This window comes from Hymenobacter sp. GOD-10R, from assembly GCF_035609205.1.
In the GTDB taxonomy this organism is placed as follows: domain Bacteria; phylum Bacteroidota; class Bacteroidia; order Cytophagales; family Hymenobacteraceae; genus Hymenobacter.
Map to the genome: position 1 here is coordinate 1,195,012 of NZ_CP141184.1, position 17,373 is coordinate 1,212,384.

10 protein-coding genes and 1 tRNA gene are annotated in these 17,373 nt (G+C 54.8%); 6 read left to right on the top strand and 5 right to left on the bottom strand.

Annotated elements, in window-relative coordinates:
• The first annotated feature begins 166 nt into the window (after nt 1-166).
• Nucleotides 167-6,349, top strand: a complete 6,183-nt coding sequence (locus SD425_RS04990; protein ID WP_324676036.1) for an alpha-2-macroglobulin family protein — start codon at nt 167-169, stop codon at nt 6,347-6,349.
• A gap of 234 nt (nt 6,350-6,583) precedes the next feature.
• Nucleotides 6,584-7,066: a hypothetical protein gene (locus tag SD425_RS04995; RefSeq protein WP_324676038.1), complete on the top strand. Its 483-nt coding sequence runs from the start codon at nt 6,584-6,586 to the stop codon at nt 7,064-7,066.
• An 81-nt stretch (nt 7,067-7,147) separates the two neighbouring features.
• Here the strand turns inward: SD425_RS04995 and SD425_RS05000 are convergent, their stop codons facing one another.
• The 5 genes from SD425_RS05000 to SD425_RS05020 form a co-directional block, all read right to left on the bottom strand.
• Nucleotides 7,148-7,483, bottom strand: a complete 336-nt coding sequence (locus tag SD425_RS05000; protein ID WP_086592929.1) for a 2Fe-2S iron-sulfur cluster-binding protein — start codon at nt 7,481-7,483, stop codon at nt 7,148-7,150.
• Between the two features lie 107 nt (nt 7,484-7,590).
• Nucleotides 7,591-8,607: an NAD(P)/FAD-dependent oxidoreductase gene (locus SD425_RS05005; RefSeq protein ID WP_324676041.1), complete on the bottom strand. Its 1,017-nt coding sequence runs from the start codon at nt 8,605-8,607 to the stop codon at nt 7,591-7,593.
• Nucleotides 8,608-8,937: 330 nt separating this feature from the next.
• Nucleotides 8,938-9,014, bottom strand: a tRNA-Arg gene (locus tag SD425_RS05010).
• Between the two features lie 108 nt (nt 9,015-9,122).
• A complete protein-coding gene (locus SD425_RS05015) occupies nt 9,123-9,845 on the bottom strand; it encodes a TVP38/TMEM64 family protein (protein WP_324676043.1) in 723 nt (240 codons plus the stop codon).
• 69 nt (nt 9,846-9,914) lie between these two features.
• A complete protein-coding gene (locus tag SD425_RS05020; RefSeq protein ID WP_324676045.1) occupies nt 9,915-10,889 on the bottom strand; it encodes a DUF2167 domain-containing protein in 975 nt (324 codons plus the stop codon).
• A 145-nt stretch (nt 10,890-11,034) separates the two neighbouring features.
• Here SD425_RS05020 and SD425_RS05025 point away from each other — a divergent pair, with 145 nt between their 5' ends.
• From SD425_RS05025 to SD425_RS05040, 4 genes are all read left to right on the top strand, one after another.
• The gene (locus tag SD425_RS05025; RefSeq protein ID WP_324676047.1) at nt 11,035-12,174 is read left to right on the top strand and encodes a cystathionine gamma-synthase; all 1,140 of its coding nucleotides are present in this window, start codon (nt 11,035-11,037) and stop codon (nt 12,172-12,174) included.
• A gap of 272 nt (nt 12,175-12,446) precedes the next feature.
• The gene (locus tag SD425_RS05030) at nt 12,447-13,439 is read left to right on the top strand and encodes an MBL fold metallo-hydrolase (RefSeq protein ID WP_324676049.1); all 993 of its coding nucleotides are present in this window, start codon (nt 12,447-12,449) and stop codon (nt 13,437-13,439) included.
• Nucleotides 13,440-13,671: 232 nt separating this feature from the next.
• Complete coding sequence (locus SD425_RS05035) at nt 13,672-16,494, top strand: TonB-dependent receptor (RefSeq protein ID WP_324676051.1); 2,823 nt, start codon at nt 13,672-13,674, stop codon at nt 16,492-16,494.
• A 295-nt stretch (nt 16,495-16,789) separates the two neighbouring features.
• On the top strand, nt 16,790-17,326 hold the full coding sequence (locus tag SD425_RS05040; RefSeq protein ID WP_324676053.1) for a superoxide dismutase family protein: 537 nt from the start codon (nt 16,790-16,792) through the stop codon (nt 17,324-17,326).
• Nucleotides 17,327-17,373: the final 47 nt, after the last annotated feature.

The window sequence follows — 17,373 nt, forward strand, 5'->3', positions numbered from 1 at the left end:
TTGAAGAGAGCAGACAATAATATGTTGGTAAATGTATATTTAATTCTTAATATTAATAAGCCAATATAAAATGTAAATAAAATTTAACCTTAAACGGGCGTATGGAATATGCGAAGCGCTGGCATCTGTTCTTCAAAACCTAGCTCACTATTGTCTAGCTTGCCTCATGCGTCCGTTCTTATTGCTTTGCTTATTCCTTTTGTTATTGTTCAACGCTAGCTCTTCCGCGCCTACGCCACCCACCGGGCCTAACCCTAAGAAGTGGAAGCAGATAGATGCGCTGCTGGCAAAAGACCGCACCATAATGGCGGGCGAGTTGGTAGACGAAATCTACCGAGCGGCGCGCCGCCAGCAGGACACGCCCGAGTACTTGCGCGCCTTGCTCTACAAGCTGCGCCTGCTCGAGGCCAAGGAGGAGAATGCGGATGAAAAGGCCATTGCCCTCCTCAAGGATGATCTAAAAACAGCGCGCTTCCCAGCCCGGCCGATCCTGCATAGCCTACTCGCTCAACTCTACGCACGGTACTACCAGCAGCACCGTTACCAACTTTACGACCGCACCCGCATTGCCACGCCCGATTCCGCGGACCTAGACCTAGCTACCTGGGATGCTGCTCGCCTAGGCAGTGCCATCGTCCGTCACTATCAGGCCTCCGTAGCGGAGGAGCCCCAGCGCCAACAAAAGCTGCTAATCAACGACCTAGGGTACGCTATCCGCGGCGGCGATGTGGAAGGTCGTGCGTTGCGTCCTACGCTCTATGATGTGCTCGTACACCGCGCCGTTGAGGGGCTAGGTAATGACGAGTACTACATTACCCGCCCGGCCGCCAAGTTTCGGCTCACCAATCGAAAGTTGCTCGGGCCAGCTGCGGAGTTTGTGGGCTTGTCGCTGCAAGCGCCAGCCGCTGATTCGCTCAACGGACAATTTCACGCTTTATGGCTCTTGCAGCAGCTTACCGCCTTTCGCTTGAGCAAGGCGAGCGACCTAGCTGCGCTGGCCGATGCCGATTTGTCGCGCCTGGCGTTTGTGCATCAGCATGCTGAGTTTGCAAACAAAGATTCGCTATACCGCAAGGCCTTGTCGCGTGAGGCGGAGTATTATAAAGCGCTGTCTATTAGTGCGGAGTTTCTCGTAGAAGAAGCACATAATTGGCGCCAAAGTCAGCAGTCTGTTAAAGCACGTACGCTAGCTTTAGAAGCAGAGCGGCGCTTTCCTGCCTCGCACGGCGCCAAGCTAGCCGCGGTCTTACGGCAGGGCATTGAAGCCGTAGAGCTGCGTTTTACTACGGAAGAAGTGGTGTTGCCAAACCAGCCGTGGCTGTTGAAGCTAGAAGTTCGTAACGTAACTAGGCTCTACGCCAAAGCCTACCGCGTGAGCACAGCACAGGCGCTCCGGCAATTGGAGCAGCAGCAACCTAGCGTTAGCTTCTCTAAAACCTATGCCCGCACGTTAGCTGCCGCGCCGGCGGCGTCTTGGACGCTCGATGTACCTAGCTCTCAAGACTACACAAGCCACACTGTGCAACAGGTAGGTCCGGCGTTGCCGCTGGGCTACTACCTGGTGGTTGTCAGTACCACGGAGCAGGGCTCGGTGAAGCAGCAGCCGGAAAGAATCGTGGTCTATGGACAATTAGCAGTAAGTGAGCTAAGCCACCTGCAACGACCACGTACTACTTCCTCCAGTGGCGTTGATATGCTGGTGTTGCATCGCCAAAGTGGACTGCCCCTGCCTGGGGTAAAAGCGCAGCCCTTTTACCGAAAGAACTACGTAGACCCGCTGCGACCAGTTGCAGCACAAACGACCAACGAGGCAGGCCACGTGCTGCTACTTAAAGACGTAACACCCGATCAGCCTACCTATGCTACGGTGTTGCTATCGCGCGATGCTGATTCGTTGGTAGCCAAGACGATTTATTACGGCTCCTTCTTCCCGCGCAACCCAATCCCGGAGGAAACCCGCCGCGTGTTCCTTTTCACTGACCGAGCTATTTACCGGCCGGGTCAAACCTTGTATTTCAAAGGAATACTTACGGAAGAACGCGCCGGTACATCGCAACTGTTGCCAGACAAAGGCATCTCCGTGCGACTGCTCGATGTGAACCGCCAGACGGTACAAACGCTTACGTTCACTACGTCTGACTTCGGCAGCTTTCATGGCTCTATGGTGTTACCGACAAGTTTGCTCAACGGTGAAATGAGTTTACAAACAAACTTTGGCGAGTTGTCCTTTGCGGTAGAGGACTACAAGCGGCCTACATTCCAAGTTGCGTTTGAGCCTATAAAGGGCAAGCCTGTGTTGGGGAAAGCAGTAACAATGCGCGGCCTCGGTACGGCCTATGCCGGTCAGCCCATTGACGGCGCTACGGTGCAATATCGCGTGGTGCGCCGTACGTTGTGGTTGCTTGTCCGGCCCTACCTAGGGGGGCAATATGAGCCATTCCCTGGGCAGGCAGAAGTTGAAATTGCCAACGGTACGACCCAAACGGCTGCTGATGGTAGTTTCTCAGTTACGTTCACGGCGCAGGCTGATACATCAGTTGACCGAAACCGAAAGGGGTGGCGACCAGGCTATTTCTTTGAAGTAACAGCCGACGTAACCGATGCCGCTGGCGAAACCCGTACAGCGCAACAGCAAGTGAGCCTAGGGTCTAGCACACTCAACTTGCAATTCATCATGCCCCAGCTCTTGAACCGGGAGCAGGTTCCTGCCCTGAAGTTGCTAAGTACGAATGGCCTCGGGCAAGAGGCGCCAGCGCGTGGGCAGGTGCGCCTCTACCGCCTGACGCCGCCTGCCCGTAGCTTACGCCCCCGGCCCTGGGAACGACTCGAGCGTGAAGCACTTAGTCGGGAGGAGTTCAAGCGACAATTTCCGCTGGACGCATACGCAGACGAAGATGACGAAAGAAAGTGGGCCCGCACGCTCGTACTAACCGAAGATTTTGACACCGAAAAAACACCGGTACTTACTTCACTAGTGGCCCCTTTGCAGCAGCAACCGCCGGGGCGCTACCTCCTGGAGGCCACCGCCACAGATGCCGATCAGGTGGTTAAGGCCGAACAATTCTTCACGCTTTACGCGCCCAGCGCCACCACGCTGGCGGTGCCAACCCCTAACTGGTTTGTGAGCTTGCAGGACAGCGTTTTGCCAGGACAGACGGCTCGTTTCCTGCTAGGGAGTAGCGAAGCCGGTGCGCGCGTTTTGGTAGAGATAGAAGCGGGTGGGAAATCCTTGCAACAGGAATGGATAACGCTGACCGCGGGCGCGCAGCGCCAGCTAGCTATACCCGTACCCGCCGACCTAGGTGAAACCCAACTTTTCGTGCACACCACTCAAGTGCGTGATAATCGTTTGTACACCAACAACAGTATCGTGCAAGTGGCCAAGCCTGCCGAGCCGCTGGCGCTCAGCATTGCCACCTTCCACGACAAGCTCCAGCCCGGTCAGAAAGAAACTTGGCGTATCACTATTCATAATGCCGCTGGCAAAGCCGCCGAAGCAGAGTTGGTAGCAACGCTCTACGATCAGTCACTGGATCATTTTCGGATGCACCATTTTTCGGAGCTTGCCTTTCCGCAGCCATACTATCCAACCATGTTAGGGTGGAATGGAAGATTCGAGCTCAAATACTCCATGGTAGGGGTTGAGGGAAAGTCAATGCTTGATATGGTTAATGAGGTAGCATACCCTAGGTTGAATTTGTGGGGCTACCAAGGTGAACAAGTTATGGAGCCGGTGAAGGAAGTAGTGGAAACGAAGGTGTACACTACCCCCCGCATGAACAAAGGGGTAAGGGTCACATTAAGAGGCACTAGTTCCTTGGCCCAGCCCGCGCCTATGGCTGCACAACTGGATGAGGTTCAAGTAGCGGGGTATGGCGCTCAGCAACAGAGTATATCAGGTAGCGTAACAACAGCAGGCGCGCCGCAAGCTGACCTCTCCCTTATTCAAGCCCGCCAAAACTTCCAGGAAACGGCGTTTTGGCGCCCCGACTTACGCACCAACAACAAAGGCGAGATTGTGCTGGAGTTTCAGATGCCGGAAGCTGTAACGCGCTGGCAGCTGCTCGCCCTAGCTCACGACAAACAGCTGCACGCCGGTTTGCTCCGCCGCACGCTGGTCACGCAAAAGCAACTGCAAGTAACCCCCAACGCCCCGCGCTTTTTCCGGGAAGGCGACCAACTGCGCTTTACCGCCAAGGTCAGCAACTTGACAGCGCAGCCGGTTGGTGGTACTGCCCAGCTTTTTCTCTTCGATGCGCGCACCCAACAGCCGCTAGAAAGTAAGCTGTTGAAAACCAAAGCACAGCAGAAGTTTGCGGTAAACGCCAACCAAAGCAGCGCCCTCAGTTGGGACCTAGCTATTCCTGAAACTGCCGACGGCCAAGTGCCGCTCGAAGCCATTACATACCGGGTAGTAGCGCAAACGGAACCAGCAAAAAAGCGCAAATCCTCCAAGCAGGAATCTTTTTCCGACGGCGAAGAAAACACCCTGCCCGTACTACCCAACCGGCTGCTCGTGACGGAAGCCTTACCGCTTTCCGTCATTGGACCGAACACGCAGACGTTCGAGCTGAAAAAGCTGACCAGCACCACGTCGCCGACGCGCCGCAACTACTCGCTCACATTAGAAATGAGCCAAAATCCTGCGTGGTACGCCGTGCAGGCCTTGCCGTACCTGATGGAGTACCCGTATGAATGCTCAGAGCAGATCTTCAGCCGCTTCTACGCGAGCGTATTAGCGGCGAAAATTCTGCAAAGTAACCCGCGCATTAAGCCGGTGTTAGCGGAGTGGAAGCGGGTTGCCCAAGGTGGCAACAAGCAGGCGCTGACTTCTAAGCTGGAGCAAAACCAGGAGTTGAAGAATCTGCTTCTCCAAGAAACGCCTTGGATGCGCGACGCCCAAACCGATACGGAACGGATGCGCCGCTTGGGAGAACTGTTCGACGAGCCGCGCTTACAAGCCGAAACTAGCAAGGCCCTTACGAAGCTAGCTCAGTTACAGCAGCCCAACGGAGCTTTCCCGTGGTTTGAGAAAATGCCCGACGACCGCTATATCACTCAGTTGATAGTGGCAGGTTTAGGGAAGCTGCAGAAGCTAGGTGCCTTCGATGCTACGCAGGATGAGCAGGCAAAACGCATCTTGCAGAATGCGTTAGGTTATCTGGATGCACAACTCCAACAGGAGTATGATGCGCTTCGGCAGGGAAAGGGCATCAATATGAAAGCCAATCATCTTTCCGACGTGCAGATTCAGGCGCTGTATGCGCGTAGCTTCTGGCCACAGCAACCCGTAGCGAAAGGTGCGCAGTCGGCGGTTGCGTATTACCAGCAGCAAGCCGCTACGTACTGGAAAGAGCAGACCCGCTACCTCCAAGCGCAACTAGCCTTGGCCCTACACCGGCAAAAAAATCAACCGGCCGCGGTACAAAACATCATGACTGCGCTCCGGGAAAATGCCTTGCACGACCCCGAGCTAGGTATGTACTGGAAGGATGTGCGCGGCGGCTATTACTGGCGGGAGGCGCCTACTGAAACCCAGGCCACGCTCATCGAGGCATTTGACGAAGTAGCCAACGACCAGAAAGCCGTAGACGAAATGAAGCTGTGGCTGCTTCGGCAGAAGCAAACCCAGAACTGGCCAAGCACCCGCGCTACTGCCGATGCCTGCTACGCCTTGCTGCTACGTGGCTCCGATTGGTTGCAGCCGAGCCAGCCAGTGGTAGTGAAGCTAGGGGAGAAGCCTGTACAACCTAGCTCGTTGGAGGCGGGCACGGGTTACTTCAGGACGACTTTCCCGGCTGCCGAAGTCAAGGCTGAACAGGGGCGAGTAGCTGTTACTAAGTCCGACGCAGGCCTAGCTTGGGGCGCATTGTATTGGCAGTATTTCGAACAGCTGGATAAGCTGACACCGGCTGCAACATCCCTCAGCTTGGAGCGGCAGCTTTTCCGGGAGCAGCGCACAGCGGGTGGGCCGGTGTTAGAGAAGCTAACTTCCACCGCGCCCCTGCGGGTTGGCGACGTGCTAGTCGTTCGTCTCATTCTCCGCTCGGACCGCGACTTAGAGTACGTACACCTCAAAGACCAGCGCGCCGCGGGCTTGGAGTTGATCAATCAGGTGAGTGGCTATCAGTACCAAGCAGGGCTAGGCTATTACGAGAGTCCGCGTGATGCTGCCACAAACTTTTTCATCAGCTACTTCCCCAAGGGCACGCACACCTTCGAGTATCGGTTGCGCGCCTCGCAGAGCGGGGACTTCTCGGGTGGGCTCTCGCAGTTGCAATGCCTCTACGCGCCAGAGTTCACGACCCATTCTGCCGGAACGCGCATGCAGATTGCACCTCAGCTTTGATATAAGATACAGCCTGTGTTGCTGCAGAATGCTCGTTCAGTGGAATTTATGGTTTCAAGGTGTGGCGTTCTGAATTAGATCGGTAACTTAGCTCGACTAGTCCGAGTCATAATTTTGTACGTGCGTAAAACTGCCCAACAGAGCACTGGCAGGCTTTTCGTTAGGCGCAGAAAACACAGGAGGTTGTCGCAGCCCTGCTTGCGACTTACCTTTGCCGATTCATAGTATGATGGAATGATGCAGAAACGTAAGATCTATGTCCTGGCCGGCGTGCTGCTTTGCAGCGTTTCGGCTTTTGCTCAGAGTGGAAGGAAGTCAATTGCTGTTGACCGCAAAAACCAGGTGAACCTGCCCGCTGGGTCAGTATTGCCGGGTGAAGAGAACTTATCCGCCCAAGAGCGTGCTGAGCGTGATTTCTTAATGCCCACGCGCCGCAAGAAGGCTGCTGCTACCGAGAAAGTAGAAGAAGCACAACAAGCGGCCGTTGAAGTAACCGCCCGTAACCTAGAAGCGGCCGAAGCCGCAGTAGCAGCAGAAGAAGCCGCCGCGCCAGCTGAGAAGGCAGCTCCTCGCACGTATCACCGCAGGTCGCACCGGCGCACCAGCAGTACACACCGCACCACGTCGCACGCAAGCAAGCGCAAGACTACCAGCAAGTCGAGTTCTTCCAAATCTAAGCACGTAACGAAGAAACCTGCTACTAGGCGTCGTCGCTAAACGACCTACTTACCGATAAAAGAAAAGGAGAGCCTCGGCTCTCCTTTTCTTTTATCAACATATAACATGTGCGCTCAGGACCTAGGCCATCTGTGGCATCAGCCGCACCACCAAACCGTCTAGGCGAGGGGTAATGCGAATCTGGCATGAAAGACGGCTGCCGTCACTCAGAATCGGAAGGCTTTCGAGCATATACATTTCGTCATCGCTCGGCTCGTCGAGGGCAGGGCCGGCTAGCACTTCTACGTGGCAGGTGCCACACAGCGCCATGCCACCGCACGTCGCCTGAATGTCGTAGCCACTCGCTTTTAGGGCTTCCATCAAACTCAAGCCCATATCGGTAGGCGCGATGATTTCGCGGCGCTGACCGGGAGCCTCTTCCACGTACACGCGCACGTCCAAGTTATCTGCACTCATAGTAAAGCGGTTGGCTTTTAGCTGCTAGCTTTTTGGCTGTCAGCTAAAAGTTTTGTTCAAAAGATGATGAGCAAAGCTAACAGCTAACAGCCAAAAACGAACGGCTTTTACAAAGTAGGTACTCCGTTGACGGTAGTATACTTGAGCACGTACTTCTTATCGGGGAAGATGTGCTTGTAGGCGCCCTGCGCCATAAGCGCCGCTTCGTGGAAGCCGCACAGGATGAGCTTGAGCTTGCCCGGGTACGTGTTAATGTCCCCAATGGCATATATGCCCGGAACAGAAGTTGAGTAGTCCATGGTGTTAACCTTCACCGCGTTGTCCTCAATTTCCAAACCCCACTCGCCAATAGGACCTAGCTTAGGCGTAAGACCAAACAAGGGCACAAAAGCATCTACCGGCACTTGCTCCGGAGTACCATCGTTGCCAGTAATGGTCACGTACTCCAGCGTACCGTCGCCGTGCACGTGCGTCACGTTCGACGACAGCACCAACCGGGCCCGACCTGCGTCATGCAGGGCTTTCACTTTCTCGGCCGAGTCGGCGGCACCGCGGAAGGTAGTGCCCCGGTGAACCAGCGTCACTTCCTTGGCCACATTAGCCAAGAAAATCGTCCAATCAAGAGCAGAATCGCCACCGCCAGCGATAACCAAACGCTTGTCGCGGAAGTGTTCGGGGTCGCGGACCATATAATGCACCCCTTTACCGCCTTCAAAGTTTTCCAAGTTCTCAATAGCTGGCTTGCGCGGCTCGAAGGAACCTAGGCCACCGGCAATAGCAATGACTTTGCAGTGAATCTCGGTGCCATCGGTAGTCGTGAGCTGGAAAGACCCATCGTCCTGCTTCTCAAACTTCTCAACCCGTTCGCCAAGCGTGAAAGTGGGGTGGAAGGGTTCAATCTGGCGCATTAGGTTCTGCACCAAGTCGCCGGCCAATACTTCAGGGTAGCCGGGAATGTCGTAGATGGGTTTCTTCGGATAAATTTCCGACAGCTGCCCGCCTACTTGCGGCAGGGCATCTACTACGTGGCAACGCAACTTCAATAGGCCAGCTTCAAACACGGCAAACAGCCCCACTGGGCCCGCCCCGATAATGCAGATATCGGTGGAAATGGTATTGGTCATGAATTAAACAGCGAATACAAATGAACGGCTAATGCTCAGTAGCTTAACAATTAAACCGTCGAAATCGTTGGCTAGCCCATCAAAAGTATCGGGTAATTAGCTCAAAAAGCTAGCTTTATCCACTCTGTTTCGGGCACCCGCTAAGGCGCCGCAAAGATAGAAGCCCAAGCACGTAATTCATAATAAGTCTAAATTAGTCTATTGCAAATCCGCCTGCTTGTTTGCAGGCTAGGATATCGCACCCAAGAAAACAGCTAAGCGACCAACTCTTTAGCCGACCAAAAATACTGTAGAACGAAAAAGGCCCTCAGCAAGCTGCTGAGGGCCTTTTGGTGGTCACGTAGGGAGTCGAACCCCAAACCTCCTGGTTCGTAGCCAGGTGCTCTATCCAGTTGAGCTACGTGACCGTTTCCGTGTTTGTGGGTGCAAAGATAGGGTCTAATTTTTCAGTCAAGCAAGCATATACTCACTATTTCTCTGAAAAAAGCTTCAAAAAACACGCAAGCGTCTGATTGTCAGTTAAAGTTTTTTGTGTGATTCTCTGCGCTCTTACTCAACGTGCGCTTTAATGCGCGGTTGATAAGGTAGTACAAACCAAAAAGCGACACCATCACCAGTACCAACACCAGCAATTTGCCTGTGGGGCCGGAATCGGGGTCGCGCACGAGGGCTAGCACGTCTTGGGCTTTTGTGCCAAGCCAGTAGAAGAACAGGCTACGCGGCAGCATCCCCACAACTGAAGCTAGCAGGAAGCGCACCCAATCGACGCGTAGCACGGCTAGCACAAACGTCATCAGGGCAAACGGCGTGACCGGCGAAATACGCGTGAGAAAGATGAGCTGCCAACTGTCGGTTTTGAGCTCATTCATCACGGCGTCTACTTTCGGAAAGTGATGTAGGAAGCTCGTCATCTTGCCGTGGTCGAGGGAAGAGGCTACTTGGTAGCCGATCAGGGCTGCCAAGGCATAGGCCACCAACATGCCAGGCGCACCCGCCCACCCAAAGTAAAAGCCGGTGAGCAGCACGGCAACGGTGGTCGGCATAAGGGCAAACGTCATCAGGAAGGCCAGTACTACGAAGTAGAGGAGGCTTTCTCCGAGGCTAAGGTCCTGAAGTAGCGTTGGAGAGCGGTACAGAACGTAGCTGACCAACGAAACACCTACCAGCGGCATGCCCGATAAGAAAAGCATGGACAGCAGCGTAGAAGCGTTCTTTTGGATGAGCTCTTTGAATAGCATAGGCGAAAACAAATCGGGCCGACTGGTGTCAGTCGGCCCGAAGCTAAAACGAAAATGCGGCGCAAATGGCTACACTTGCTTCTCAGTTTCGTTCGTCGACTCCGTTTCCAGCGCTAGCTGCTCTGTGGAAGAAGCTTTCCCGCCGAAAAATTTGCGGATAGCCGAAACCCCCGCCGCCAACAGACCTAGGAGAACTTGCCAGAACTTGAGCAGCATAAGCAAAATGACTTTGCCAAACTTCAGGATGATTGCGAAGAAACCGACTTTAGCTAGCACCTTGCCCGCTACCAAACCCCCGATGGTGTAAGCGGCCACTTCGTCGATACCGGGGTTGAAATCAGCGTAACGCAAGCCTTTAGCGAAGGCAACGCCGTCGATTACCGCCGGAATCTGCTGTTGAATTTCCGCTACCTGATCGGGGGTACCCACAGCATTCAGGATCAAGACTCCCTTACGACCTAGCAGGCGCAGGTTGTAGTTGAGCGTACGTTCGGAGCCCTCCCCAAACTGCAACTCCTTGGCCCAATGTAGAGCCTTCTTGTCTTTATCGTAGTAGGGCTTAGCGGCCCAACCAATAAGCTGCACAGTTTCGTAGCCGGCAGAGGTACGTTCTTCGTTGGCTTCCACCATGTCGTCTTGCATCTCCTTGAGCAAGTCGTCGTAGTTGATTTCGTCGGCATCAGTATCTTTTACGTAGCCCATGGGCTTGTATTCTATCACGAAAGCCCAGTTCTGCTCGTCGAGCGGACCTTTGGTCATGGGCAGTAGCATGCCGAGCGACTCGCCAGTTGGGTTGCCCCACCACTCGGTGAGTACGTGGCGGCTTTGGGTAGAATCTAGGTAACGAAAGCCGTCGGGCACTTCTAACTCTCCAACGCCTCCTGGCAGCTTAATGCGACCTAGCTGATAATGCAGCTTATTCTGGAGCGAATCGATGACGAACTTGCGCCGGGCAGATTGTTCTGGGGTAGGCGTTTCGGGAGCCGCCGCCCGTGCTACCAGGCAAGCCAGTAAGCAGATAAGTAAGAGAAAATGTTTTTTCATAAATGATAGGAGGATTGATGAGAATAGATTCAGCAGCAAGTTATTAACTTAAAATATATTATTTACTTAATATTTAGCTTAACTCAAAAAGTATTTCAGGCCTTCTACCTTTGGGCCTTCTAACTCCTTACACTACTGGCCACCCATGAAATTCGGTACCAAGACCATTCACGCTGGGGTGCACCCTGACCCCGCTACCGGGGCCATCATGACCCCGATTTATCAGACTTCTACCTATGTGCAACGCTCGCCCGGCGACCACAAAGGCTACGAGTATTCCCGCACGCATAACCCAACCCGCACGCAGCTTCAGAACTCGGTGGCGGCGCTGGAAAACGGCAAACATGGCCTAGCTTTCGCCTCAGGTATGGCTGCTACCGACTGCATTGTCAAGCTGCTGCGCCCTGGCGACGAAGTCATTTCGACCAACGACCTCTACGGCGGGAGCTACCGCATTTTCACCAAAGTGTTTGAGCCGCTTGGCATCAAGTTTCACTTTGTGCCGATGAACGATATGGCGGCCGTACGCGAAAAAGTATCGGAGCGCACCAAGCTGATTTGGGTTGAAACGCCCACCAACCCGCTACTGAATGTCATTGACATTGCCGCAGCATCGGCCGTGGCGAAGGAAGCGGGTGCCCTATTGGTAGTCGATAACACGTTTTCTACGCCGTACCTGCAAACGCCTCTGGACCTAGGTGCCGATATTGTGGTGCACTCGCTTACCAAGTACATGGGCGGCCACTCCGACGCGGTGATGGGCGCCCTGGTAGTGCAAGACGATGATCTAGCGCAACGCCTAGCTTTCCTGCAAAATGCATCAGGTGGCACGCCTGGCCCGCAGGACTGCTTCCTGATTCTGCGTGGCATCAAGACCCTGCACATTCGCATGCAGCGGCACTGCGAAAACGGTCGGGCTGTAGCCGAGTTCCTGCGGCAGCACCCGAAGGTGGAGAAAGTGTATTGGCCCGGCTTCGCTGACCACCCAAACCACGACGTAGCGGCCAAGCAGATGCGCGACTTCGGTGGCATGATTTCCTTCGTGCTAAAAGGTGACCGGAAGGAAGACGCCGTGGCGGTGCTGGAAAAGTTTCAGCTGTTTGCTCTCGCCGAAAGCCTAGGTGGCGTAGAGAGTCTCTGCGGCCACCCAGCCACCATGACCCACGCCAGCATTCCGGCCGAAGAGCGGCGCAAAGCGGGCTTGTCGGATTCTCTCATTCGCCTGAGCGTCGGAATTGAGGATGCCGAAGATTTGATTGAAGATTTGAGACAGGCCATTGGCTAGAACGATGCTGCAAAAGACATCTGGCTGCTGAGTGGAAACATACCCAGGCTAGCTAGTCATACAAAAGCGCCGTGTAACTGGAAGGTTACACGGCGCTTTTGTATGACTAGCTAGGGCCTAGCCAACCCAATAGATAAGTGCTCTTGGTCTTTAGTTAAAATGTATTCCGCTGATATTGAAACTGTTGTTTTAGGAAGCTGCCTGTAGTCAAGGTAAACGAGTGGTTTAGCCGTCAATAGCAGTACGCTTCACATCGTTTTACTACCTAGCTCATGCAAACTGCCTCCCAATTCAGTGGTAAAAAGTACCTCAATGCTATTGACACAGCCATGTCGGCGCCCGGTGGATACGGGCGAATGCTGCGGCGGTGGCTGCTGGGGAAGGAAGAGCGCACGCCCCGTCAGAAGCTAGGTCCATTTACCGTCGACTTGGCAGCATTAGCAGAGTCGGTACCAGCTAGTGCGTTGCGGGTTACGTGGCTAGGCCATTCGTCGGTGCTGCTAGAAATTGATGGGAAGCGTTTCCTGACCGATCCGGTATGGGGGCGTGCCTCACCCGTCGGCTTCGCGGGTCCTAAGCGGTTTTTTTCCATGCCATTGCCCATTACGGCGCTGCCCGACTTGGACGGCATTATCCTCTCGCACGACCACTACGACCACCTCGACAAAGCGGCCGTGCAGGCCTTTGCGTCCACTCAGGTCCCTTTCTTTTGCCCGTTGGGCGTGGGTGCTCACTTGCAACGATGGGGGATAGCCGCTAGTCGCATTACGGAGCTAGATTGGTGGCAGCGTGTGGAGATAGGTAGCACGCACACGCTAGTCGCAACGCCAGCGCGGCACTTTTCCGGCCGTGGCCTGCGGAACCGTGACAGTACGTTGTGGGCTTCGTGGGTCGTGCTAGGTCCGCAGCACCGCGCTTTCTTCGGTGGCGACTCAGGGCCTTTCGAGACTGGCTTCCAGGAAATTGGCGCAGCCTACGGACCGTTCGATCTAACGATGCTCGAAATAGGCGCCTACGATAAGGAATGGGCCGATATTCATATGGGCCCCGCGCACGCGGCTGTTGCGCATCAGGCCTTGCGCGGCCGGTTGTTGCTGCCGTTGCACTGGGGTACCTTCAACCTCGCCTTTCATAGTTGGACGGAGCCCGTAGAGCAGCTACAAACTATTGCCGCTGCCCAAGGAATGGAGCTGTTGCTGCCTACGCCTGGGCAGCGAGTAGATGCGCTGCAAGGTGGGCTAAACTCCCACTGGTGGAGACGATAGAAGGGTCATTACGCAACTACTGAAGTTGGTAACGATGATCTAAGTGTAGCGTAGAAGGCAGTAAGGTTCTTATGTGATATTTCACTTGGGATGGCCGTAGCTGTCACAGCTCTATTATATTGCTCTTTCTAAAATACATAAGCAGCAGCAGATCTGCTTAAATGTTAGCAAGTTAAGAACTCGCCAAAATCTCTTTTTTCTTGTCCCACTTTCTTTACCAAACATCTCTCGCATGAGAAAACTATTACTCTTATCTCTCTTCTTTCTGCTGTTGCTGAGTGGCGCGGGCCCTGCCTGGGCACAGAGCATTACCGTAACTGGTCGTGTGACCGGTGCTAGTGGGGCTGCCGTGCCGGGCGCTACCGTGCTGGAGCGTGGCACCACCAATGGAACCCCAACCGATAACACAGGCCGCTACCGCATTGAAGTGCCGAGCACGGCCACGCTAGTAATCTCCGCTATCGGCCTAACTACGCAGCAGATTCCGGTCAACGGACGCACGAACATTGACGTGCAGCTAGCCGACAGCAAAACCGATCTGAGCGAGGTCGTCGTGACGGGCTCACGCGCTACGGAAGGCCGCTCCAATATTCTAACGGCCTCCCCCGTCGATGTGATTTCGGCGCGCGAAATCCGGGCTTTTGCGCAAACCGACGTATCGCAGGTGCTCACGTACACGGCGCCTTCGTTCCAGTCGTCGCGCCAGTCGATCACCGATGGCACCGACTTCATCGACCCGGCTAGCTTGCGCGGCCTAGGTCCCGACCAAGTGTTGGTGCTGGTGAACGGCAAGCGCCGTCACACGCAGTCTTTGGTAAACATCAACGGTTCCATTGGCCGGGGCTCGGTTGGTACGGACCTGAACACCATTCCGACGGCTAGCATCAAGCGCATCGAAGTACTGCGCGACGGAGCGGCCGCGCTCTACGGCTCCGACGCTATTGCGGGTGTTATCAACATTCAACTCAAAGATGACTCCACGGGAGTAAGCAGCAGCGCCCTCTACGGCCAAACCACTGAAAGCGACGGCAAAACGGAGCAGGTTGACGTGAATGTGGGCATTGGTTTGAATAAGCGCGGCTTCCTGGACCTGAGTGGTCAATTCCTGAACCGAGGCTATGTGAACCGCGCTTTCGATGATACCGCACCGCTCATCTACCTAGGTGGCAATGGCGGCAACTATCCCGCCTCTGCTAACACAGAAGAGGCGCGGCGGCAACTCAAAGCGCAAGACGATGTTTTGGTGGCCGCTAATGGCTTTAATCGCAAAGACATCCGAGTAGGGCAATCAGCTTCCCGCAATTTCGGCGGTTTTTTGAACGCCGCTTACCGCCTAGGTATGGGCTATGAAGTGTACGTATCGGGCGGGGCGTCGTACCGTACAGGCCGCGGCGCGGGCTTCAATCGCCTGCCCAACCAACCCACGCAGAGTGACCCGAACATCTTCCCGAATGGCTATTTACCGTTCATCAACACCAAGATTTATGATCAATCGGCCATCGTGGGTGTGCGCAGAATGTTCGGTGGCTTTGCCACTGATCTGAGCAATACTTTCGGTCGTAACGAGCTAGCGTACTACGTGAGTGGCTCCATCAACGCATCGCTACCGCAGGGCGCGGACCGTATCAACCCGACTGATTTCTACGCAGGTCGCCTAGCTTTCTTGCAGAATACCACGAACCTAAACTTCTCGCGGCACTACACGGAGCTAGGTCCGTTGGAAACTTTTAACCTAGCTTTTGGTGGCGAGTTTCGCTATGATCGGTTCCTGATTGGCAAAGGTGAATATGCTTCGTACGCCAACTTCGGCCGGGTTGCCAGCAACGGCAGTCCTGCCGTACCTGGCGCGCAGGTATTCCCTGGCTATCAACCGCAAGACGAAACCAACCAATCACGGACGAACGTGGCGGGCTACCTCGACCTAGAGAGTGACATCACTGCGCGTTTGCTGTTGCACCTAGCCGGCCGCGCCGAGCGCTACAGCGACTTTGGTGGAAACGTAAGTGGCCAGGCTTCGGCACGCTACACATTCACCGATGCGCTATCGTTCCGCGGTACCGTCGGCAACGGTTTCCGGGCGCCATCGTTGCAGCAGCGCTACTTCGTGAACACCAGCACCCAGTTTGTGAGCGGCGTGGCTAACCAAGTGTTGACCGTGAACAACGAGAATCCCATTGTTCGCAACGACATTACTAACACTACGCAGCCTGGCTTCGGGGTCGAGCCTCTGAAGCAGGAAAAGTCGAAGAACTACAGCGCCGGCCTGACCTCGCGCATTGGCAAGAGCTTCACGCTGACGGTGGATGCATACCAGATCGACATCCGTGACCGGATCGTGTTATCGTCGCAGTTTACTACGGCTAATACGACTGTAGCTACGATCCTGAAAGGGTTGCCTGTGAGCCGGGTGCAGTTCTTTGCCAACGCCGTGAACACGCGCACGCAAGGCATCGACATTGTGGCCAACGAGCGGCTATCACTCGGGGAGAAAAGCCGCCTGCTGCTAACGGCAGCGGCCAACTTCAACCAAACGAAGGTGCGCAGCTTTAATAGCTCTTCTTCCACCATCAACAACGACGAGACGACTGGCACGAACAACCTACGCAACACGCTATTCGACCGCGCGCAACGCGCCCGCCTCGAAAATGGCAACCCGCGCAGCAAGATCAACCTCTCGGCCAATTACACCTACGGCATCTTCGGCATTGAAGCCCGCACAGTACGCTTCGGCGAGATTCAGATCAAAGACGCTGACCCAGCGCGCTCAAATCTAGACCAAACATTCTCGGCGAAATGGGTGACGGACTTGACCCTGAGTGCTCAGCTCATGAAGCAGATCAGCGTTATCATCGGTGTGAACAACTTGTTCAACGTCTATCCTGACAAGATCTACGTGAACCCACGTAACAACCCAAACAACTTCTCCGTGGACCCAACCCTGAGCTATAGCTCGACGCTGGACAACTCAAACCGGGGGCGTTTTCTGTATCCCGCCAACCAGTTTGGCTTCATTGGTGCATACTATTTCGCCCGGGTGAACTTCACGCTACCCTAGGGTAGCGGAGTATTATCGGAACAAAAGCCGGCTCTTAGGAGCCGGCTTTTTTGTGCCTGTGCACGAGCTTTTTCCGGTGCAGCATACCCTTCGGTACCAACCTTTGGAAAGGTGAGGCACCCTCCCGCGCTGTAAGTAGTCGAGTGTGGTGCGCGAACCTAGGTAAAAGATTATGGTGAAGTTTGGGGATGCGGGCAAATGTTTTGATATTCAATTATATACCTGCCTTACGAAGCATTCTTTACACACCTAGGCTTCCTCTCAATATCCACCACCATACCACTCCAAAATCATTATGAAACGTTTACTCTATTTGGGCGCCTTCCTAGCCCTAGGTACCATGATTAGCTGCGACGACCAAGCAGGCGAAATTATCCGGCTGGCGCACGCCGATCTGGAAGCGAAAAGTGGTAGCAGCCTGACGGGCACTGTTAGCTTCAGCCAATTATATGGGCGTGGCGTCCGCGTGTACGTGGTGGTGAGTGGGGCAACGCCTGGCTTGCACGCCGTGCATCTGCACCAAAACGGGGACTGCTCCGGCCCCACGGCCATGAACGTCGGAACGCACTGGAACCCGACCAACGAGCCGCACGGCCGGCGGGGTACGCCGCCTTTCCACCGTGGCGACATTGGCAACATCACCGTAAACTCAGATGGTACGGGCGTGCTAGCCCTCACTGCCGACGACTGGACCATCGGTGGCACCGACGCAAGCCGCAACATCCTGAACAAAGCCGTGATTGTACACGCCGGCGCCGACGACTACGTAACTCAGCCTTCCGGCAACTCTGGCGTGCACGTGGGCTGCGGCGTTGTAATGGACGATCAGTAGAATTTGCTACTTTCTAAACGCACAAAAGCGCCCCTAGCTAGGTAGCT